The 24,561-nt window shown below is 35.1% G+C and carries 10 protein-coding genes; 9 read left to right on the forward strand and 1 reads right to left on the reverse strand.

What is annotated here, in order from left to right; genetic code table 11:
* Window positions 1-14: 14 nt before the first annotated feature.
* The 9 genes from AC1Q51_RS21600 (at window position 15) to AC1Q51_RS21640 (ending at window position 9,401) form a co-directional block, all read left to right on the forward strand.
* Window positions 15-1,208: an acyltransferase family protein gene (locus AC1Q51_RS21600; protein WP_492331707.1), complete on the forward strand. Its 1,194-nt coding sequence runs from the start codon at window positions 15-17 to the stop codon at window positions 1,206-1,208.
* Window positions 1,209-1,952, forward strand: coding sequence for a YveK family protein (locus tag AC1Q51_RS21605; protein WP_340942185.1), 744 nt, complete (start codon window positions 1,209-1,211; stop codon window positions 1,950-1,952).
* Window positions 1,939-2,559 carry a CpsD/CapB family tyrosine-protein kinase gene (locus AC1Q51_RS21610; protein ID WP_492331708.1) on the forward strand — a complete coding sequence of 207 codons (621 nt, stop codon included), beginning with the start codon at window positions 1,939-1,941 and terminating at the stop codon, window positions 2,557-2,559. Before AC1Q51_RS21605 ends, AC1Q51_RS21610 begins: the two co-directional genes overlap by 14 nt.
* 18 nt (window positions 2,560-2,577) lie before the next feature.
* On the forward strand, window positions 2,578-3,216 hold the full coding sequence (locus AC1Q51_RS21615) for a sugar transferase (protein WP_065228552.1): 639 nt from the start codon (window positions 2,578-2,580) through the stop codon (window positions 3,214-3,216).
* Window positions 3,217-3,272: 56 nt separating this feature from the next.
* A complete protein-coding gene (locus AC1Q51_RS21620; protein WP_141541706.1) occupies window positions 3,273-4,709 on the forward strand; it encodes an oligosaccharide flippase family protein in 1,437 nt (478 codons plus the stop codon).
* A 3-nt stretch (window positions 4,710-4,712) separates the two neighbouring features.
* Entirely contained in the window at window positions 4,713-5,927 is a 1,215-nt protein-coding gene (locus AC1Q51_RS21625; RefSeq protein ID WP_098836195.1) for an O-antigen ligase family protein, read from the forward strand.
* Window positions 5,902-6,711, forward strand: a complete 810-nt coding sequence (locus tag AC1Q51_RS21630) for a glycosyltransferase family 2 protein (protein ID WP_000237699.1) — start codon at window positions 5,902-5,904, stop codon at window positions 6,709-6,711. The genes AC1Q51_RS21625 and AC1Q51_RS21630 overlap by 26 nt, the downstream gene beginning before the upstream one ends.
* Window positions 6,708-7,760: a glycosyltransferase family 4 protein gene (locus AC1Q51_RS21635; protein ID WP_098836194.1), complete on the forward strand. Its 1,053-nt coding sequence runs from the start codon at window positions 6,708-6,710 to the stop codon at window positions 7,758-7,760. Before AC1Q51_RS21630 ends, AC1Q51_RS21635 begins: the two co-directional genes overlap by 4 nt.
* A gap of 93 nt (window positions 7,761-7,853) precedes the next feature.
* On the forward strand, window positions 7,854-9,401 hold the full coding sequence (locus AC1Q51_RS21640; protein WP_000006064.1) for a glycoside hydrolase family protein: 1,548 nt from the start codon (window positions 7,854-7,856) through the stop codon (window positions 9,399-9,401).
* Between the two features lie 112 nt (window positions 9,402-9,513).
* Here AC1Q51_RS21640 and AC1Q51_RS21645 read toward each other — a convergent pair whose 3' ends face one another.
* Complete coding sequence (locus AC1Q51_RS21645; protein WP_098289679.1) at window positions 9,514-24,546, reverse strand: DUF7507 domain-containing protein; 15,033 nt, start codon at window positions 24,544-24,546, stop codon at window positions 9,514-9,516.
* Between the last annotated feature and the right edge of the window lie 15 nt (window positions 24,547-24,561).

The following is a 24,561-nucleotide window of genomic DNA, read 5'->3' on the forward strand; positions in this document are numbered from 1 at the left end:
GTTGATGTAAAAAGATGAAGAGATACGAAGAATTGGATTCTATAAGAGGGATTTCTTCATTAATAGTAATGATCGGTCATCATTTAATGATTTTTTCAGCATTTCAAAATTACAGCTATGAAGATAATAAACCATTTGTTGTGTATCTATTAAAAGAAACGCCTGCTCGTCTTATTTTTAGTAGTGGTAACGAATCTGTTATTATCTTTTTTGTTTTGAGCGGATTTGTTTTGTATGAATCTATTCAAAAAACCTATAGTAGCTATGGGTCATACCTTTTAAAACGTATATGCAGAATATATATTCCCTATATTGTGGCAATAATTATAGCTATTATATGCCAAGCTACAATTAGTGAATATGGTATTTCTTATTTAAGTGAATGGTTTAATCGCTCATGGACGATTGAAAGTTCTCCAAGCTTAATAGCGCAACATATTTTATTGGTTGGGAAATATAATACAGATGCATATAACGGTGTGATTTGGTCACTTGTCCATGAAATGCGAATATCAATAATTTTTCCGTTAATTTTGATGATTTGTTTACGAAAAACGTTAAGGTGTTCATTACCATTATTGTTTAGTTTTAGTATATGTTCTGTCGTAATATTATTTTTGTTTCGCTCGGGCTTAACATTAACAAGCTATGCATTAACGTTGCATTATACAGTGCTGTTTTTATTGGGGGCACTAGTTGCGAAGTATAAAAATAATTTAATAGTTTTTTATAGTAATTGTACTAAAAATACGAAAATTGCATGGTTTTTATTTGCGATTTTACTTTTTATGTATGAAGGACTTATTGGAGAAATGAAAGTACTCAATAATTTTATATTTCGAGACTACGTAGTGGCGATAAGTGCAAGTCTATTTGTCATATTAAGTTTGTCAATATCAACTTTGTCATCCTTGCTACGCAATAAATACTTGTTATATTTGGGTAAGATTTCTTACAGTCTTTATTTATACCATATTATATCGTTGTTTTCCCTTATATACATGCTCCATGAAATATTACCGTTGCCTATTATTTTAATTTTTTCACTTATATTTTCGTTTATATTTGCAATACTTTCGTATATATATGTAGAAAAATTTGCATTCAGAGTCGGAAAGTATGTAACAAAACAAGTGGATAGAAAGAAGAGAGGGGTATCTGTAAAGAGTGACTCGCAGGATGTTATTCAGAAAAGGACGGTGAAATAATTGAAGCAAGAAATGAGTATAAAAGATTTTCAACAATTATTGAAAAGAAGATTCGTAACGATTATTTTAACGATGTGTTGTTTAACCGCTTCTTTAGTTCTTATCTCTATGTATGTTTTAAAGCCGTCATATCAATATTCAACGCAAATTCTTGTTGGGAATTTAGATGAGTTTAATAAGGAAAATTCAACAAATAAAACACAAGAAAATAAGCAACTAGTAACATCGTATGTCGATATTTTAAAAAGCCCATTAATTATTTCAACAGTTAAAAAAACTTTGAAATTAGAGCAATCAAGTTATGAATTAGCACAAAAAATCTCGGTAGTGAATACGGACAACTCACAAATTGTAACTGTTACAGTAAAAGATTCCAATCCGAAAGTCGTGAAAGACATTGTAAAGACATTGGCAGAGCAATCACAAAAAAGTTTTCAACAGTACACAAATGTACAAGGTGTGAAAGTGTTGACGGATCCTGAGTTACAGGAACAGGCTGAAAAATTGTTTCCGAAATTTCAACTGATCATTCCTATTTCTTTAATTGTTAGTTTTTTTGTTGGGATAGGTTTAGCTGTATTTCGAGATTATTTTGATGAACGTATATACACGGAACAAGATTTAGAGAAAATAACAACAGTTTCTGTTATTGGTTACATAAATATGAAACCGAATAGAAAAAAGAAACCTACAGAGGTTGATAAACAATCATCTTTATATCGAGGTGAACATGTCGATGTTTAGGACAAAGAAACGGCTGCCATTCGATCTGCATGATGATCTGATGAAAGAGCAGTTTTATACGGTGTATCACGAGTTAAAAAAATCTGGAAAACAACTGTTCACAGTTAGTTCAACGAAGGACAGAGGTGTTGTTGCCTCACTTATAGTAAATATGGGTCTAGTGTTTGCAGAAATGAAGAAAAAGGTGTTACTTATTGATGTGAATTTTTCTGACCCTAAATTACATGTATTATTACAAAGTGATCACATGATAACCGTAAACGATATAATAAGCTCTTTCCCCTGTAATTATGAATCTTTTTCTAGTAATTTGTCTAAATACTTATATTGTATTCCTGCAAAAAAAACAGTACACACAGGGACGCCCTTAGTTGCTATGGATGAATTTGATAATGCGATTGCTAAGTGGAAAGAAGATTTTGATTACATTTTCTTTTATTCTTCTGAAGTATTTGATCTTCCTGCTACGCACATTATTGCAGAGAAATGCGATGGAGTGGTCTTAGCAGTTAAAAAGCGAAAAGATTCACTACGTACAGTGCAAAAAGTAATAGCGGATATAAATAGGAAAGAATGTGAATTAATAGGTATAATTTTATATTCTTGAATGTGGGGGTAACGATCCATGATTCGTGAAACAAATCAAGCCAAGTTGTATACGATTCCGGCTCAAGAAAAGCCTAGCATATTGAATCGAAGTGTAAAACGCTTGTTTGATATTATATTTTCAATCATATTGTTACTATTAACGATACCAATTATGTTGTTCTTTTGTATTATGATTACTTTAGAAACATCAGGGGCTCCAATTTACTTTCAAGAACGTTTAGGTATAAACGGGAAGAAGTTTAATGTATTTAAATTAAGATCAATGGTAAAGGATGCTGAAATAAATGGCCCACAATGGGCAAAAGAACATGATTCAAGAATTACAAAAGTTGGATTGTTTATAAGAAAAACGAGAATTGATGAATTACCACAACTTTTAAATATTTTAAGAGGAGATATGTCTTTTGTAGGCCCTAGACCAGAGAGAGAGTTTTTTTATAATGAGTTTGATACGTTTATTCCAGAATTTAAGGATCGTTTAATGGTAAAACCAGGATTAACAGGATGGGCACAAATAAATGGAGGATATAATCTTGATCCAAAGGAAAAGTTGAGGCTGGACATGGAGTATATTGAAATGAAAACATTTCGGATGGACATCCGTATTTTATGTAAAACCGTTTTAATTGTATTGAACGGTAATGGTGCAAGATAAATATATATGTAAACAAACAACATATGTAAGTAGGTTACTTGCAAAGGAGAACTTGTATGGGTAGATCTATTCTAAACAATATTATCCATCTATTTTATAGTACGATTTTAGCTAACCTTCTTCAGGCCGTCAGTTTAATTGTTTTAGCAAACTTTTTTAACGCACAACATTATGGGATGTTTAGTGTTGCCATAGCAGTGACGTTTGTTATGTTATTTTTTACAGACTTAGGACTTAGTAATACGTTTCTTCGAGAAGGGGCAAAGGATGGAGCAGATTTAGAGAAGATTTTATCATCGTATATAAAAATAAGGATGATTCTACTTATTCTTATTTCTATAATCGGTTATATTGTTATTCATTATATGTATGCGGATAAAAATTTAATTTATATGATGATAAACGTAATGTTTTTCATGTTAATAGGATTAACTTGGCAAAACATAGGAATTGCCTATTTTCAACTGACGGAACGTATGAAGTATATAGCGCTCATTAAAGTTGTATCAGCATCGGTTGTCATTATAATTACATGTTTTTGTATTTTCGGAGAGTTACCGGTGTATGTAACGGCTCGCTTATATGCTTTTGGGTATATGATTGGTGGTTTATTCAGTATATATATCATGAGAAGAAAGACGAAAATGAATATGAAAGTCGTAATTCATAAAGCGTTATTTTGGCAATTAACTCCCTTTATTATTAGCGGTTTTTTAATAATGAGTACGCCACAATTAGCACCTATCTTGCTTAACTATACATTGCCATTAAGTATGGTAGGTGTTTTTGCAGTGGCGTACCGGATGCCGGCAGCTTTATATCAAGTACCAGGGGTAATTGCAGGTGCATTTTTTCCAGTGCTCTTTAAGCATTATAACCAGAATAATATAGAAGAGCATACGAAATTAAATTTGCTTCAAATTAAATCAATGGCGATTGTAGGGATATGTATGACGATCGGTTTATATCATTTAGCACCATACTTTATTTCTATATTTTTTCATGAAGAATGGAGCAATGCAGTAGAGCCACTCCAAATATTATCATTTCTTATTGTGCTACAAAGTTTAAATATTGCTATTGCTGACGGTTTAACGACGAGTGGATGTCAAAATAAGAGAACTGTTGTGCAGTGTGTAGCATTGGTGATAGGTGGGGTTATGCTTTATAGCTTTAGTAGTATTGGTGGAGTGATAGGAGCGGCATATGCTATGGTTTTATTTGAAATCGTCGCTTTAGTGGGATACATAGCGGTAAGTGTAGTGAAGAAAAAAATTGTATTCCAAATTGTAATACCGTATACAATTTATTTTGGTGTAACCTTTATTGGAGTGCAATATATATTGCATACATATCATTTAATTGCGCTTGTTCTTAATATATTAATCGTAGTAGCTGCCATATTCCTATATGATTATGAGCTGAAAAAACTTCTTCTTTCTTTTATAAGAAAAATACGCAAAAAGGATTATATTACGAAACAGGGGATATAGCCTATGGAAAATAATATGAAAGTATCGATGGGATGGATTATTCTTCTAATATTATTTGTTATGTTAAGTAAATACAATTTATATATTGGATTTTCATTGAAGATATATATGATTTTTTTAGTCATATATTTTTGTTTAACAATTAAAAACTTTCATATTCAAAAGTTATATTTTCATGAAGTTGTATTTTTACTGTTTTATTTCATTTATTGTTTAAGTGGAATTCTTTCTATGTATTTAAATGCTAGTATTCGTATGATTTTTGGCGTGCTACTCGTTTTAGGATGCTATTTTATAATGAGGAATTTATTGGGGAATACTGAAATAGTGGTACTTGAATCATCTATTGCTTATGTAGGAGTAGTATTTAATGTTGTAAGTCTAATACTATATATAATTGGTTTACAATACTTTAGTTTATACGGTGGAGAAGAGAGAGAAATTTTTGCTGGGTTATTAGTGGATAGAGGATATCCACGATTAATTGGATTGCTAGATGATCCTAACATTTTTATTTTTTATAATACAATATTTTTTATGTACTATATGACGAATTTACAAAATATTACTAACATCTTAGGATTGATTTTATGTGTTACAACAAGTCTATTAACCTTTTCAAGGGGCGGTATATTAGCGCTTGTACTTGTCGTTTTTATATATATATGTATGTCTAGTTTCGCCAAAAAAATAAAAATAATTATGAGTTTAGTATTGTTTAGTGTAGTTATTTTTAGTTTATCGAATAGTGTAATGGGGGGCCAATTAGATGATATATTAAATAAACGAATTTCTGATTTTTCCCATGATAATGGAAGTGGTAGATTTACATTATGGGAAGCTGCTTTTAAATATTATTTATCTAATCCATATATTGGAATAGGCGCTTTTAACTTTTCGAATTATTATGAGTATCAATTTAATGAAAAATTATATGTACACAATACATTTTTAGAAATTTTGTCTGAATCGGGTACAATTGGTTTTCTTCTATATAGCGCGTTTTTATTCATATTAATGTTCAAGCTAGCGCAGCATACTTTGTTTCGTGAAAAACCATATCTTCTATTGACTATGATTGCATTTTTATTTCAGATGATGTCATTGTCACTCATTATTAACGAAGCGTTCTTTTTATTTTTAGCAGTTGTTGTGAAGTATATTTCAATATATGAAGGAAGGGGAAAGATAGATGGTAAAATGTCTATCAGTACATAACGAGCCTAACGAGCCGCCTTATGTTTCTGTAATAACACCTTCTTATAATAGTATACGATTTATAGGTGAGACAATTTCATCTGTACAGAATCAATCGTATGAAAACTGGGAAATGATTATCGTTGATGACGGTTCAACCGACCAATCTGCCGCAAAAATTAAAGAGATAATAGAAGGAGACTCACGAATTAGGTTATTATCATTAAAAGAAAATGTTGGTGCTGCTAAAGCTCGGAATTTAGCGATCCAAGAGGCAAGAGGAAGGTACATTGCCTTTTTAGATAGTGATGATATATGGTTGCCGCATAAATTGAAGACACAATTGTTATTTATGGAAGAAATGAATATTGCTTTTTCATATGCGTCGTATAGTTTAATTGATGAAAATGGTAATGAATTAAATCGTGAAGTGAGTGCACCAAAATCTGTTGACTATCATTATTTAGTAGGAAATACAATTATCGGTTGTTTAACAGTGATGATTGATCGTGAAAAAATTCCATATGTCGAAATGCCTAGTATACAGCCGGAAGATACAGCGTTATGGCTGAACTTATTACATGAAGGGTATGAAGCAAAAGGGATACAGCAAGTGTTAGCAAAATATAGAATTGTTACAAATTCTGTTTCTAGAAATAAAATTAGAGCAGCTTTCCGGTATTGGAAATTGTTAAGGGAACAAGAACGACTGAATTCGGTGCAAATTTTTTACTATTTTAGTAAGTATGCTTATCATGCTTATAAAAAAAATAAAATTAATGTAGTTGGGAAGACGCAATTATGAATATACTGTTGATGACAGATAAATTGATAACTGGCGGAGCCGAGAGCTATTTCTGTAAATTGGAAAGTAATTTGCGTTATGATGATTTTAAGATTTATACAGCTGCAGGTGATGGAGAACTATATGAATCTCTTACTAGAAAAGAAAATTTTATATTACTTAGTCGATGGAATCATTTGAGAAATATTTATTATTTACGAAACGAAATTTGTAAACGAAAGATAGAACTTATTCATGCAAATAGTTTGCGAATGGTATTATATGCTTTTCTAATTCAAAAGTTTATTAAAAAAAAGATGAAAATTGTTTATACGAAACATAATGTAACGATATTAGAAAAGAAAATACCAACGCTTTTTCGTTATTTCATGAATAAATATGTAAACAATATTATTACAGTAAGTGAGTTTGAAAAGAATAATTTAATTTCAATTCATGTAGCAGAAGAAAAAATAAATACAATTTATAACGGTGTCGATATTGAAAAGTTTTTATTCCAGCAGAAGAAGAAAGAACCTACATATAAAATAGGGATATTAGCTAGATTATCCAAAGAGAAAAACCATCAACTATTTGTCAAAATTGCAAATGTGTTGAAAAAGAGAAATGATTTTATGTTTTATATTGCTGGTGATGGACCAGAGAAAGAATCGATTATGAAAGAAATAGAAAAATATGGATTGCGGCAAAGGGTGAAGATGCTAGGGAATATTTCAGAGCCGCATGAGTTTATAGGGAATATGGATGCCTTACTTTTATTATCTTTTCGTGAAGTGTTTCCAATGGTAGTAATTGAAGCGATGGCTACAGGGACACCAATTGTTTCAATAGATGTTGGCGGAATAAATGAAGCGGTAATAGATGGAGAATCAGGCGTTTTGATATCTGAATATTGCGAATCCGAATTCGCAAGTGCACTTGAAGAACTACAAGGGAATGAAGAAAGGGTAAATGATATTAGATTGAAAGCACGAGAGAAAGCAGTGAGGTATTTCTCGTTAACTAAAATGATAGAAGAAACGAAAAATATATATGAGTTAAACAAATGACCGGGTAGGTCGTTTGTTTTTTTTATTATAGAAACTTTTAAGAGAGAACTCACATATTATATGAAAAAAGGTAATATGAGGAGTGAATTTATTTTGTCAGAATATATTTCTTCCCAAGAAGATTGTGCGCCAGAAAGTAGCGTTCACATTGATTGTTTTGGCGCAGTTCCAAACTCGGTAAATGATAGCTCATTAGCAATTCAACAAGCTATTGATTATTGTGTAGCTAACCGAATTTCGACAGTAAAAATTACAGGAGTAAATACGTACAAAATTGTAAAGCCGATTGTTATTAAATCAAACGTAAGATTAGAGTTAGATCCTACCGTAACGCTGCAAATTGATGGAGATTTTAATGCATTTGAGCTACAAAGTAACGCTTCGATAGTTGGTGGTACTATTCAAGTTATAAATCCATTGTTTCAATCTGCTGTTATTTATGTTTCTGGTTCACAACAAATCGAAGTACCTAATCAATCTGTTATATCAAATATAAATATAATAAATACAACTCCATCGTATAAAGGAAAAGCTATACATTTTTATTGTCAAAAGGCATGGGATTATATTAGTTTCTTTCAAGTTAAATTTATTCAAATTAAAAACTTTCAAACTGCAATATATTTAAAAACAGAGTATATAGATGATATTAATACACCTTGTTGGATTAACGCCAATGTATTTCAATCTATATTTATTGATGGATGTGTGTATGGGATTGAAGTAGATGGAAATAGTGATTTGCCAAATGAAAGTTCAGGAAATACGTTTCATGATATTCAAGTGCAATGTAGACAACAAACGAACAAAGTAATTCGTTGTTCAGGTGCGTATAATACATTTGATTGTATGATCTGGGATACGTACCGGATGAGTAGTGAACAAATTGTCATTGAATTTTCTTCCAATTCTCATCGTAACTACCTTTTTTCAAATCTGCTTTCGACAACTATTGTAGATAAAGGACAATACAATGTTTGTAAGTCTACTTATGAAGAATCCCTACGAATTCAGTTACCTTTGACGTTAAATAGACCTCATTTAATAGGAAATCAAGATGATATTTTAGTAAATGCTCAGCAGAAATATAACGTTAAGCAAGTAAGTGGAAAAGTGCCGTACGGGGGAAATCTCACAAATTGCTTTAATTTAATAGATGAACAAAGTGTAAACTATATTGACGTTCCAGATAGTAATCCAGTTGTAATTGAACTGGATTTTACGAAAAAACCAATACAAATGTTAAATTGTTTTGGAATGTATTTTGGGTGGGGAGAGAGTCCAAAGAAAATTAAAATTGAATATGCATTAAGTGCAACTGGAAGTTGGGTTATCGCGTTGGATGTTCCATTAAATGTTGGCGATACAATTATATCGAATATGAAGGCGAGTCAGTTATATAAAGTTAGAATTACATTAAGTGGTTATTCTCAAGACCATAAGCGTTTTCGAATTAATCGTATCTTTGCAAGATCTTCTATGGAAAATGGGAGTGCTTGGTTAGCGACAACTGGAGGAAGAATGTTTGGAGATATTGAAATAGAGGCAAGTAAAGGTATAATCATGAAGACTGCTAGTGGAGTGAAATGGAAAGTTACTATTAATGAAGCTGGCCAACTTATTACGACTAAAATAACTTGAGATGGTGTTTAATCGTATATCATTGGACGAGTTACAACGTAGTGGAATATAGGTAATGAAAAAGAGATTGTAATTTGGTTTCAACCAAACTACAATCTCTTTTTTGTTTCAATTACTTCCACCAAATCCAAGTCCAAAGGTAATTTCGTACATTTCGAGGAGTAATACGAATGAAGCGCTCACCGTCAAAGAAGCAATTTAAATTTGGAAGTGTTTCATCTGGATTTTCTGGAACAAAGGTGACGATGTTTTCGTTACTTGTAACGGTTACTGTAATTGGTGGGTCGGTAGGTGAGACTTGAAGTTGTAACGAAATATTGGCCGTATTTTTAAATTCATTATTAACAGGTGGACTTATTACTTGTACTGTGAATAATACGATAATTGTTTCGTTTGGTTCCAAATTAGTAGCGACTAGGAAACCGATATTCGGATTCGCTAGTGGAGAGCGTTCACCGTTAATAAAGACAGTGCCGTTTATAAATTGTAAACCTGCTGGAATAGTATCTTGTAATGAAATATTTGAGAGTGAAATTTTGGAAGTATTCGTAATGCGCACCGTGTAATCAAAATATTGATTTAAATAAGCAGAGCTGACGGAAGCATTTTTCGTGACTGTTGTAGTTATAAATTGAACTGGTATACGAACGATATTTGAATTAACAATGAAAGTAATAATTGGATCCTGTGGTGTCAATTGAAAGGCAGCGGTAACTGTTGCAGAATTTATAATTGTACTGTTTGAAGGAATAGAAGTTACGAGGACTTGAAATGTTATAGTTGCTACTGAATCTGCAGGTAAAGAGCCGATATTAATACCAGTGTCTGGACGAACATTTGGAACGGGAGTACCGTTAATTGTTACGCTGTTTTCTATAAATGTTGTACCAGCTGGAATTGTGTCTATAACAGAAGTGCTGATTGTCGGAATTGGGGAGTGATTAAATACCGCTAATGTGAATGTAATGATATCTCCTATAACGACAATAGATTTGTCAGTTGTTTTTTCAATACGAACCATCGGATCAATGACTGTCGTTGTAACGGTATTTGTTTGCTTTGTAATTGTAATAGGTGGTTTTGTTGGATCAATGATAACGGTATAGGAAACAGAAGCATCGTTATTAATTGTAGGTTGAAGAGTAGAAGAAGATATTGTCACTTGGAACGTAATAAAGACAGAGTCATTAGGAGCAAGATTTCCTAACGTAATACCATTTTCAGGATTCTCATTAGGCTGATTGATTCCGTTAATCGTAACACTACCAGCAACAAAAGTCGTATCTATTGGTACGGTGTCTATGGCAAGAAGGTTTTCAATCGTTACATTACCGCTATTCGTAATCGTAATTGTATACGTCAAAGTTTGAGCAGGTAAGGCATTCGTTACATCAACAGATTTTATGGCAATGACATTATCATTTTGGACAGTAGTTGTGACGGTATTTGTTGTAGTCGTATTTGTAACAGGTACGTTATTTGGGTTGACTATATAGTTAAAAGTAGTAATTGCGTTGTTGTTTAGTTCATTTGGTGTTGGAATAGAAGTCACAGTTACTTGGAATGAAACGATAGCATTTCCGTCAATAGTTATAGTACCAAGTGGTATGCCGCTTACTGGATTCGCTCCTGGAAGAGTTTCTCCGTTTACAATGACGCTATTTTCTATAAACGTAGTACCTTGAGGAATAATATCTTGAATGATCACATCATTTGTTGCAACATTACCGGTTTGATTTAGTGTAATCGTATATGTTAACGTATCACCAACCGTTGCAAATGCAAGGTCAACAGCTTTATTACTATTCAAATTTGCGTGATTAATTTCTGTTGCGGCAGCTGATGAAATAATAGTTTCGGTAATAGGTGGTCGATCTGGTACCGTGTATTCATATTTAATTGTACTCGTGTTAGAGATTGGATTTGTTTGTGGAATCGAAGTAACCCGTACTTGGAATAGAATAGTTGCTGTCGTATTAGGTGGAATGGTATCAATTTGTATACCGTTAAGAGGGTTGTCATTTGGCCGAGCGTTGCCGTTCACGATAACACTATTCTCTATAAAGCTCGTATTTACTGGGATGATATCTGTAGCAATAATGTTTTCTACTTGTATATTCCCATTGTTTGTAATGGAAATGGTATAAGGGATAATAGTTTGTAGGTCAGCATATTGGATAGGCGTTGTTTTTGTCGCAATTACATTAGCAGAAATAACTTCAGTGGAGGTAATATTGCTAGTCGATATTTGTTCTTCCACGTTTATTGTATAACGAGAAGTTGATTGATTTTGAACATGGCCGCTAGCAGGAAGAGCTACGACAGTAACAGAAAATGTGACTGGGATAGAAATATTAGGAGCAATCGTTCCTACAAGTATACCTGCACCTGGATTGGCGTTAAGCTGAGGAATGTTATTTACTAAAACGCTACCGTCAATAAAGGTTGTTCCATCGGGTATATTGTCTGTAAATACAACAGCAGTGGCATCCGTATTCCCTGTATTCGTTAAAGTTGTTGTATAAGTTAAAATGTCACCAATTGTTACAGAGGTCAAATCAACAGTTTTAAGTGAAACGATATCAGCATCATTAATTTGAACGAAAGTAGTATTGGAAGTAGTAGATTTTTGAATTGGTGCAAAGTCAGGATTGAAAATAAAGTCGTAGACGATGTTTGCAGTATTAGGTGTTGGATTTACAGCAGGTAAATTCGTAACGGAAACTTGGAATGTTATTGTAGCCATTTGACCTGCTGCGACATTAGGAATGGAAAAGCCGATATTCGGATCTGCTGCAGGAAGTACAGTATTGTTAACTATTACACTTCCTGGAATAAATACTGTTCCATCCGCTATAGTATCTGTAAAAAAGATGGAGTTAGTTGTAGTCGATCCATTATTTTGAATGAATACTGTATATTCAATGGTTTCATCAATGTTAGCTAATACAGTATTAGCGGATTTTGTAGCAATAAGAATAGCATCAATAAATTGTATATTTGTACTATTGGAAGAGGTTGTTTCTGAAATTGGTGGTCCGCTTGGGTCTGGTCGATACTCATAGTGAATGACGGCGATATTATTAATGTTATTTTGTGGCGGTATAGAGACTACACTTACTTGGAACGTAACAATAATCGTATTATTTGGAAGAATTATATCAAGATTGATACCGGTAATTGGATTTTCGTTAGGTCTTGGTACGCCATCTACAAGAATGCTATTTGGAACGAATGTGGTGCCAGCAGCAATTGCGTCAAGTAGGAGAGTATTTGTAATAGGTATTGTACCGGCGTTTGTAACTGCGACTGTATATGTGATGATTTGACCGATACGTGTAATGGATCTGTTAGCGGATTTAATTGCACTAACATTTGCCGTTCGCACTTCAGTATTTACTGCATTTGATAACGATCTACGCTGAATAATTGGAGAACTAGGGTCAATTTGGTATTCGTACGAAGTGTCTGAAATATTAATGACTGTATTGCCCTCTGGTATATTTGTAAGTTGTACTTGGAATGAAATAGTGACTGTTTCATTTGGTTGTATCGTGCCGAGAGTTACTCCGTTTTCAGGATTAGCGCCAGGCTGAGTTACATTATTTATTGCTAAGCTATCCTCAATGAATATAGTACCTTCTGGAATGTTATCAATGAACACGGTATTGTTAGCCGGAACGGTTCCTATATTTTGTAGTGTATTTGTGTAGGTAATAATTTGCCCGATTGATATGAAATTTACATCCGCGCTTTTAACAGAAATAATATTTGCATTTTGAAGTGATGTTGTAACAATGTTAGAATTTGCAGAGCGATTTACTGGTGGGGCTGTAGGAATACTTACATATTGGTAAGTTGCTGAAGATTGATTTGCAATTTCGGTTTCAGTAGGTGGATTATTTGTTTGCACTTGAAATAGTATCGTTTTGGAACTGTTTGCTGGAATTGTTCCAATCGGTATTCCGTTTTCAGGATTTACACCTGGCTGAAGGACACCATTAATTGTGACACTATCGGGAACGAATGTAGTCCCAGCTGGAATAAAATCTGTGAAATTAATATTTATTGCGTCAACATTACCGATATTTTTCACTTCAGAAATATAAAGTATAGTTCCACCGATATCTACAGTTGTTGGATTGGATGTTTTAGTAATTGTCAATTGTGCTTGCACGAAATTTGTAATGACGATATTACTAGTAGATGTTTCAGTAATAGGCGGTTGCCCTGGGTCTGGTTGGATTGTATATGTTGTATTGGATTGATTTGTAATCGATTCTTGCGAGAATGAATCGTTAATAAGAATTTGGAACGAAATAAGATGAGTAGCGTTTGCTGCTAGGGTAGGTAAAGTAACACCTACATTTGGATTAGCACCAAGTATAGTTGTTCCGTTAAGTGTAAAACTATTTTCTACGAATGTAGTATTTGGGGAGATAGTATCTGAAAATATGAGATTAGTAGCTGGAATATTTCCGGTATTTTCTAGTGTTATTGTGTAAGTCAAAATATCACCTGTTGTTGCTTGTTGTGAATTGACTCCTTTTAAAGAAAGGATAGTCGCATCCGAAATTTGTGTGAAAGCAGGATTAGACGTAATTGTTCGAGAGATGATAGGGGCAGTTGGATCGGCGATAAAAGTATAGTCAATACGGGCTGTATTAGAAATTGGGTTCACGCTTGGAATAGATTGAACGATAACTTGGAATGTTACAGTGACGTTTTCTGACGGTGCGATGGAGTTTAATGGTATTCCTACGTTAGGATTGGCACCTGGAACGGAAATACTATTAATAGTTACGCTATTCGGAATAAATGCAGTTCCTTCTGGGACCAAATCTGTTAAAGTAACTGTATTTGCAGTAGTATTTCCGTTGTTTTGAACGACTACTGTGTAAGTGATTGTACCGTCAGTAGATTGTACGAGAGAATCTGTACTTTTAATTACGGATAACGATGCATCAACAACAGCTGTATTAACCGTATTAGACGAGGATGTTGCTGTAACAGGAGGTTGACTTGGATCGACAATATACGTGTAACTTGTAAGTGCTTGATTTATAATCGCTCCTTGCGGTGGAATAGAACTTGCAAGAAATTGGAACGTAATAGTAGCGGAATCACCTGGTGCGATAATACCAACTGGAATACCGAGAGTTGGACTTGCATCTGGAAGTGAAATCCCGTTGAGCGTAACACTATTTGGAACAAATAATGCTCCTTCAGGAACTCCGTTAATGAGTAATACAGAGTTTGCAGGGAAGTTTCCAGTATTCGTTAATGTTGCTGTATACGTAATTATATCCCCGATAGATACAATTGAACGATTTGCTTGTAAAACAGTTGTAACAGTCGCGTTATTAATTTGTGTTGAAGCGCTATTAGAATTTATTGTGCCTGTAACAGGAGGAGAGGCCGGATCAACGATGAATGCGTATTGAATAGATGCTACGTTTGTAATCGGATTTGAAGGTGGAGTTGATGTAACTATGACTTGGAAAGTAACGGTTAAGGAACTACCTGCGCTAACTGTTCCGACATTAACTCCATTATTTGGATTTGCGCCTGGAATGGTACTTCCATTTACAGCAAAACTATTTTCAACAAAGGTCGTACCTGCTGGAACCATGTCTGAGAAATTTACATTCGTTGCATTTGTATTGCCGCTATTTTGAATCAAAACTGTATAAGTGATCGTATCTCCAATATTTGCAAAGGCTGTATTAGCAGTTTTTACAGCTGAAAGTATTGCTGAATTAATAGAGGTAACGAAGACGTTCGTTTCCACATTGCCAGGTTGAGCCTGTAATGCATTGCCTACGTTATATTGGAAGTTAACAAATCCTAAGTTTTGGAGTTCAGGTGTGAACGTTGTTGGATTACTTACGATTTGTACTTGGAATATGATTGTAACAGTTTGATTTGGATTGATTGTATTTATGCCAACACCGTCAATGATAGAAGCCGATGGTAATGGAGTGCCATCAACAATAACTGATCCTGCAACAAATTGTGTCCACGATGGTAAAGGGTCTGAGAATATAGCGTTGTTAGCAGGAATATTGCCTGTGTTCGTAATAGTCGTTGTATACGTAATTGTATCACCAATCGTTGCAAAAGTTTTATCTCCTATTTTAATAGTATTTAAAATAGCACTTTCAATTTTTGTTGTAACGTTGTTAGAAATAATATTTTTTGAAACTGGAGGATTAGCTGGATTAACGATATGTTGAAAGCTAACGCTAGCTTGATTAGTAATTGGATTTATAGGCGGAATTCCATTGGCGAAAATGTGAAATGCTACGATGACAGATTCGTTTGGCGCGATATCACCGATTGGAACGCCTGTAATGATATCTGCATTTGGGATGCTAGTTCCGTTTAGTGTAAAGCTATTCGGTTCAAAGGAAGTTCCGTCTGGAATAAGGTCGGTAAAAATAACATTCGTTGCACTCACATTTCCGCTATTTGTAATTGTAACGGTGTAGGTAATATCCTGCCCGATATCTACCGTAGATACATCTGAATTTTTTTGTGCAGTAAGGATAGCGCTATTAATTTGTGTTGTCGTTGTATTAGATTGATTGGAAGTTGTAATAGGTGGCTGGCTAGGATCAACGACATAATGATATGTGGTAGAAGCAGAGTTAGAAATGGGATTAAGTGTTGGAAGTGTAATAACAGTTGCTTGAAATGTAACGATTGCCGTATTACCACCATTAATGGAACCAATATTTACACCAGTTGATAAATCGGCGTTTGGAATGGTTTGCCCATTAGCTGTGAAACTATTTGGAACGAAACTTAAATTGCTATCAAGAATATCGATAATAGTTACATCAGTTGCGGTCACATTCCCGGTATTAGGGAGGTTAAGTGTAAATGTTATTGTATTACCAATATCCGCGAAAGTAAGATCTGCTGTTTTTGTGCTAATAATAGTTGCGTTGTTTATTTGAAGAAGTGTAGTGTTGGAAGTAGCTGCACTTGAAATGGGGGGATTAACAGGATCAACAGTAAACTCATACGTCGTTGCTGCTGTATTTGGTGCTGGGTTACTAGGGGGAATATTGTTTACTGTAACTTGAAAGACGATACTATATATTTCATTTGGTGGAAGTGTTGCAAGTAATACACCTGTATTTGGATCCGCGTTAGGTTGTAAAACGCCATCGACAGTTAATGTGTTAGGAACAAATGTGAGTCCACTTGGTAATGCATCTGTGAATACAATATTAGTTGCATCGGAATTGCCTACATTGGTAATAGAAGTAGTATAAAAAGCAGTTTGCCCGATATCTGCAAAGGATACACTTTCATTTTTCGTCATAGATAATATTGCTTCTTTAATTTGTGTTGAAACAGGATTACTAATTGAAGTTTCTGCATCAGGTGGTGAGACTAATTGGTACGATGTTGATGAGAAATTTACAATTGGGTTTTGGGTTGGTAATGAGGTCACATTTACTTGGAATGAAACAGTTACTGTAGCCCCAGCTGTTATCGGCCCAATATTTACACCGTTTGTTGGATCTGCACCACTTTGAGGAATTCCATTAATAGAAAATGAATTTGTAATAAATGTCGTTCCGCTCGACATAGCATCTGTGAAAATAACATTTTGTGCGGAGGAATTTCCATTGTTTGTTAAAGTGACAGTATAAGTGAGTGTATCTCCGATGTGGCTAAAAGCTTTATCAACTTGTTTCGATGAAAGAATGGTAGCAGTATTAATTGTAGTAAACGTTGTGTTTGAAGTAACATTTCTTGAAACAATAGGTGCATTGGGATCAGCGATAAATGTGTAAGAAGCACTAGCGGAATTGGCAATAGGATTTTGAACAGGGGTAGAAGTAGCAGTCACTTGAAATGCTATAGATATTGAGCTGTTAGGGGCAATTGATCCAATCGTTATGCCTGTATTAGGATTCAATCCAATTTGTGTGATTCCATTTATTGTAACGCTGTCAGTAATAAATGTTGTACCATCTGGTATAAGATCAGTGAAAGTAATATTCGTTGCATTTGTATTGCCGTTATTCGTTAAAATTGTCGTATAGGTAATGGTATCGCCTAGTGTTACAAGCGTTTGATCGACCGATTTTATCATCGTTATCATAGCATCTAATACTGGGTTTGTGACAATATTCGTTGAAGTAGAAGTAGTAGCAGGAGTTCCGTTTGGATCAACAGTATAAGAATATAAAATTGTATCGTTACCCATAATTGAACTTGAAAGAGGAACAGAAATAACATTTACTTGGAAGGTAACAGTTACTGTTTCACCAGGCGCGATATTTGGTATATTTACTCCGAGTGCTGGCTGTGCACCAAGCTGTTGGATGCCATTTATTGTGACGGAATCTGGTATAAAAGTAGTACTAGCTGGAATTGCACTTGTAAAAGTTATATTTGTAGCTGGTGTATTTCCTGTATTTGTAATAGTTGTTGTATACGTAAGTGTATCCCCGACGGAAATAATAGATTTATCCACACTTTTTTGGGTTGTTAATATCGCACTGTTAATAGTTGTCGAAACCGTATTAGATACATTCGTTTGTGATACGGCAGGTTGGCTAGGGTCGACCACATGTGAAAATTGTACAGAACTAGAATTAGAAATTGGATTTATACTTGGAATGTTTGTAACAAGTACGTTGAGAGTAATAACGGCCGTTCCATTTGGGTTTATATTTCCAATCTGAATCCCGTTAGCTGGATTTCCGATTTGCTGTGTACCAGAATCGTTTGTAAGAGTGCCAGATATGAATGTCGTTCCGTCAGGTAAAATATCTGTGAAAATTATATTTTGTGAAGTGACATTTCCAGGGTTATTTAATGTAATCGTATAAGAAATTGTATCGCCAATTGTTGCGAAAGTTTTATCTACAGATTTGATTGCCACAATTTCCCCAGAATTTATTTGTGTCGAAACGGGATTAGATGTCGTATTTCTTGAAACGAGTGGTAAATTAGGTCCTGTCATAAATTGATAATCAATGGAAGCTCCGTTTACAACTGGTGAGTTTGGCCCCCCAGGTCCAATTGTGAAAATTGGATTTGGAATGCTAACTACTTGCACACGGAAGGTAACGTTTGTAAAATCTCCTGCAATAATATCCCCAATTGGTATCCCATTCGCGGGATTTACCCCAGGTAATAAAACCCCGCCTACTCGAACGCTATCCTCTATAAACACTGTATTATTTGGAATTGGATCTGTAAAAATGATATTCGTAGCAGTTGCGTTTCCTATATTCTCCAATAAAACAGTATACGTTAAAAATGAATTTCCAGGTGCTACGTCAGAAAATAGTCGATCCACACTTTTCGTTGCTTGAATAATTGCTTCGTTAATTTGAACTAAAGTTGGATTACTTGTAGCTGTTTCTGTCACAGGCGGCTGGGTAGGATCAACAATGATCAAGTATGTTGTGCTAGATTGGTTCAAAGTTGGATTGGTAGCTGGTATTGAGCCAACGATAGCTTGAAAGCTAATTGTTGTCGTTCCTCCAACTGGAATTGAGTCTAAAGAGATCCCGCTATCTGGTCTAAATCCAAGTTGTGGGATGGTATTAATTTGTACGCTATCAGGAACGAATGAAAGTTCAGGTGGTAATATATCGATAAAAACAGGTGTGTTTGCGGTAGTATTTCCGCTATTGGTGAGGGTAGTTGTATACGTAATTGTATCTCCAACAGCAGCAAAAGCACTGCTTGCAGTTTTTGTTGCGATAACAGAAGCAGTATTTACTTGTGTAAAAGTTTTATTAGATTGAACTGTTCGTGAAACTGGCGGTTCATTTATATCTACAATAAAGCTATATTGAAGCGATGATTTGTTCGGGATTGGATTCGGGTTTGGAAGTGTTGTAATGTTTACTTGAAAACTGAGTGTAGCAGATGCATTTGAATTCAAGTTACCAATATTGATACCGTTTTGTGGATTTGCATTCGGAACGGTTACACCATTTATCTTAAAGCTATTTGGGATAAAGGTAGTACCGTTTGGAATTGTATCAGTAAAAATAATGTTGTTCGCAATAGTATTTCCGGTGTTTGTAATAGATGAATTGAATGTAATTGTATCACCAATTGTAGCGAAAGTTGTACTAGCGCTTTTATTTATTACTAAAGTAGCGTCAATAATTGGTGTAACTGTTGTATTTGTTACGGTGCTACCAACAGCAGGAGATTGGTTTGGGTTCACGGTATATTCATAATTTACAAGAGCATTATTTGTTAATGTGCCACTAGGTGGTATCGCTAAAATTTGTGCTTGAAAAGTAATGAATACAGTATCTCCTGGCGAAATATCTGCCAAGTGAACACCAAGTGATGGATCTAATCCTGGTTGTGGAACATTATTGATAGTTACGGAGTTTTGGATAAATGAAGCTCCTGCGCCAAGCCCATCTGTTAAAACAGTTGCACTAGCAGGGATATTACCTGTATTTGTTACTGCAATCGTATAGGTAACAATATCACCAATTGCAGCTGTCGGTGTATTCACAGACTTAGTAGCGACAATAGTAGCGTTATTAATTTGAGTTGTTATTACGTTACTTAACGTATTGGCGGATGCTGGAGGTAAGTTAGGATCTACGACATACTGGTACGTTGTATTGCTTTGGTTCGGGATTGGATTTGGGTTCGGGATAGAATTTACTTGTACTTGGAATGAGATGATTGTATTTGCATTCGAATTTATTGGGTCGATTGCAATTCCGCTTGCTGGATTGACATTAGGCAGTGTATTCCCGTTTACAGTAACACTATTAGGAATGAACGATGTCCCGTTTGGAATTACATCTGTAAATATTACATTTGATGCAAGTGTGTTCCCGTTATTCGTTAAAGTAGTTGTGTACGTAATAATATCATTTACGTTAGCAAACTGTTTATCTGCCGATTTAGTAGCGGCAATTGAGGCGTTATTAATAGTTGTCTGTACAGTGTTAGAAGCAACCATCTGCATTACAGCTGGTTTGGATGGATCATACGTATATTGGAATGTTGTGCCTGATTGATTTGTAATTGGGTTTACAGCAGGGATAGTTGGTACAAAAACTTGGAATGCAACAGTGCGTGATGAATTCGCTCCTATCGTACCAATCGAAATGCCGTTAGCAGGATTTGCATTAGCTATAGGGACATTATTAATCGTTACAGTATTAGGAATGAAGAGGGTACCCGCTGGAATGATATCTGTAAATGTTACATTAGCAGCAGGGATATTCCCGTTATTCGTTAAAATAGTCGCATATAGTATGACATCACCGACATCAGCGAAGTTCGTACTCGTTAGTTTTGTAGCAACGATATTAGCAGTATTAATTTGTGTAGTTACTATATTGCTAGCAGTGTTTCTAACAAGAGCAGGTAAGTTTGGATCAGCGATAAAGCTATATTGAAGTGCAGCGCTGTTTTGAATTGGGTTTGGTGAAGGTAGCCCATTTGCACTTATTTGAAACACAATCGTTGTAAAACCACCCGAAGGAATGGAGCCCACTTGAAGACCGGCACTAGGGTCTGCACCTAGTTGTAAAGCACCACCTATAAAAATACTATTTGGAACGATAGTGGTGCCATTAGGGATTATATCGGTAACAATAACATTATTTGCTGTAGTATTGCCAAGATTAGCTAAAGAAATTGTATATGTGATTGGTTGCCCGACGTCGGCGATAGTTAAATCTACTTCTTTGACAATAACGACATTTGCTAAATTAATTTGTGTACTTACAGTGTTACTTACAGATGTTTCTATAGTTGGTGGATCGCCCGGATTTAAAATAAAGCTATACTGTGTACTAGATGAATTTAATGTTGGATTTTGTGTTGGTAAAGAGGTGACGGTTACTTGATAAGAGACGGTAAGTGAACCGTTAGCAGCAATGGAAGGTAGCGGAACACCTATATTTGGATCTGCGTTATTTTGAAGTACACCATTAATAAGAAAAGTGTTTGGAATAAAGGTAGTACCGTCTGGATTCGTATCTACGAAAGTAGGGCTATCAGCAGAAACACTTCCTGCATTCGTCAAAGTAACAGTATAAGTTAATATATCCCCTACGGTAGCGAACTCTCGATCCACTGTTTTGGCTGAAATGACATTTGCATCGTTTACTTGAGTAAATGTAGTGGTTGAAGTAGTGTTCTTACTTACAGGTGAAGTGTTTGGATCAACGATAAAGTTATAGGAGATGGAAGCGCTATTTGAAATAGGGTTTGGATTTGGAATGCTAGTTATTACTACTTGGAATGAAGCTGTAATTGTAGTATTAGCATTGATGCTACCAATATTGATGCTAGCTGGTGTAACGCCTGGTTGAGTAACACTGTTAACTATAACGCTGTTTGGGACAAAGGCGGTTCCATTCGCAATTGAATCAGATAGTAATACATTGTTCGCTGCAACATTTCCATCGTTAGTAAGAGCAAAGGTGTAAGTTAATACATCGCCAACTTCCGCAAACGTTTTATCTACAGATTTATTAACGTGGAGATTTGCTAGTCTAATTGTTGATGTAACAGAATTAGAATTTGCTGTTTTTGAAGTCGGTGGCAAACTTGGATTTACAGTGTAAATATAAGAGGCGAAAGCATTATTAATAATAGGGTTTTGGGCAGTAATGTTAATGACTGTTACTTGAAAGGATAAGGTAAAAGTAGCTCCACCAGGAATTGTGCCGATAGGTAAAGCAACGAGAGAATCTACATTCTGCAAAACTCCGTTTAGTGTTACAGTACCAAGAGTCAATATCGTTCCGTTTGGAAGTGGATCTGTTAGTTGAACGTTATTAGCGGTTGCATTTCCACTGTTTGTAATAAGGATTGTATAACTTATCGTTTCGCCAATTGTGGCAAATTGTTTGTTAGTTGATTTTGTTAATGTTAAATTCGCATTGTTAATTTGAGTGGAAACGAGATTAGAAGAAATGTTTTTTGTAACGGGAGATTGGCTAGGGTTGACGGTATATTGATAAGAAGCGCTTGATCCGTTAGATACGACATTTGACGCGGGTATTGTGTTTACTACTACTTGAAATGCAACAGTTTTTATTGTGCCGCTTGGGATGGATCCAATGTTCACACCGCTAGCGGGATTTGCGCCCACTTGTGTCGTGCCATCTATTGTTAAACTGTTTAGAACGAAAGTTGTTCCAGTAGGAATAACATCCGTAAAAATAACATTGTTCGCATTTGTATTACCTGTACCTGTAAAGGAAACGGTGTACGTTAGTGTATCACCAATATCTGCAAAATTTTTATCTACTGCTTTTGCCATTGTTACAGTAGCGTTATTCACTTGAGTAGATACGATATTGGTCGTATCAGTCCCACTTACTGCAGGTTGATTTGGTACAGGAATGTATTGATATGTTGTTGTACCACTATTTAATATTGGATTTGTTTGGGGGATAGAAGGAACAAATACTTGAAATGAAATAGTAGTAGTAGAATTTGCAGCAATTGATCCAATTGATATACCATTAGCGGGATTTGCGCCAGCTTGAGTAACTCCGTTCACAGTTACACTTCCTGGAATGAAAGTAGTCCCGCTAGGAATCGGATCCGTATATATAACATTTGTTGCAGCAATATTTCCTATATTAGCTAGGGCAATACTGTAAGTTAATGTTTCACCAATATCTGTGAAAAGTTTGTTAACTGATTTTGTTCCATTAATATCTGCCAGGTTAATTTGTGTTCCAGCAGAGTTGCTTGTTGCAAGACCGTTAAAGGTTGTTCCTCCAGCGATAGGTGTATATTGAAATGTAATATTAGCAGTGTTAGAGATAGGATTTTGACTTGGAAGAGAAACGACAGTAGCTTGGAAAGTTACTGTGCGAGAAGTACCATTATTAATTGTTCCAAGAGATATACCAGCTGCAGGATTTGCATTTGTTTGTGGTACGTTATCTACTGTTACAGTGCCGGGTATAAAAGAAGTACCGTTAGGGAGGCTATCTATAAAAATAGCGTTATTGGCAGGAAGAAGCCCGGTGTTAGGAATAGTAACTGTATAAGTGAGAATATCTCCAATTGCAGCAACACTTTTATTTACGCTTTTCGTTGCTTGTATATTTGGGGAGTTTATATTAATTTGTAAGCCGACTGTATTTAACATATATGCATCTCCGTTAGTAGTTAAACGGATTGCGGCGGATACTTGTGAGTTTGTTAAATAAGGAGAAATATCAATAGAAGTAATATCCCAGCCCTGTCTTCCAGCGGAGATGTTTGTACCTGTAGAAGCACTTTGATTTCGCGTTCCAAATGTCCCAGTTGTATCTAAGTTTCCTGCAGCATTATTAACTTGAGAACCGAAGAAATTATTTACAGCATTATTTGGCCCAGATAAAGCATTTAATGAACTGAAATTTGGTCCAAATAAAGCTTGATCCCCTATTAAATCTGCATCTCCTTCAATAGAACTTAAAAATAACCTCCCGCTTACAGGTCCTCCTGAAGGTGTTAAAAATCCAGAAACAGCTACATCTGCACTACCGGTATCAGCAGAAACACGGTTACCCGCTACATAAATGGTTAAGTTTCTTGCTGGCAATGTCCCGTTTTGATAAGCGACGATAAGCGTCCATCCAGCCGAATTAATTGTTCCATTAGAAGCATCTATAGGATCTACAAGTCCAGGAACCGCGCCTGTAGTATAGGAACCAGAACCTCCCGCTTGAATAAGGGTTGTTACGTCTGCTGAACGAGTGTAAAAGCCAAATGTAATAGAGTTTGAAACAAATGTTTGATTTGAAGCCGTAACAGCTGAAGGGGTAATCGAGTATGTTGAAATAGGTGTTGTAAAAGAAACTGGATTTCCTAATACACTCGTAATGTTTTGATCACGAGATAAATAGTTGCCACCCCAAACGAGTTCTGCGTAAAGAATAGTACTACCAGCAGGGATATTTAAAATAGCGGTAGAACTATTTTGTGTATAGTTTAACGTTGTACCAGCAGGAAAAGTAGGTACTTGTAAAGCAGTATTCGTAGTTGCGAATGCACCAATTGCCCCGATTGTACCAGCACGGTTTTGATTACTAATTTTGCTTAAGCCTAAAGTATTTCCAGTAATAGCGAGTGCGCCGTTAGTGGTGGTAGAAAATCGATTCGTAATGGGCATGTTGTCACCTCATTT

This window comes from Bacillus sp. MT94, from assembly GCF_058792475.1.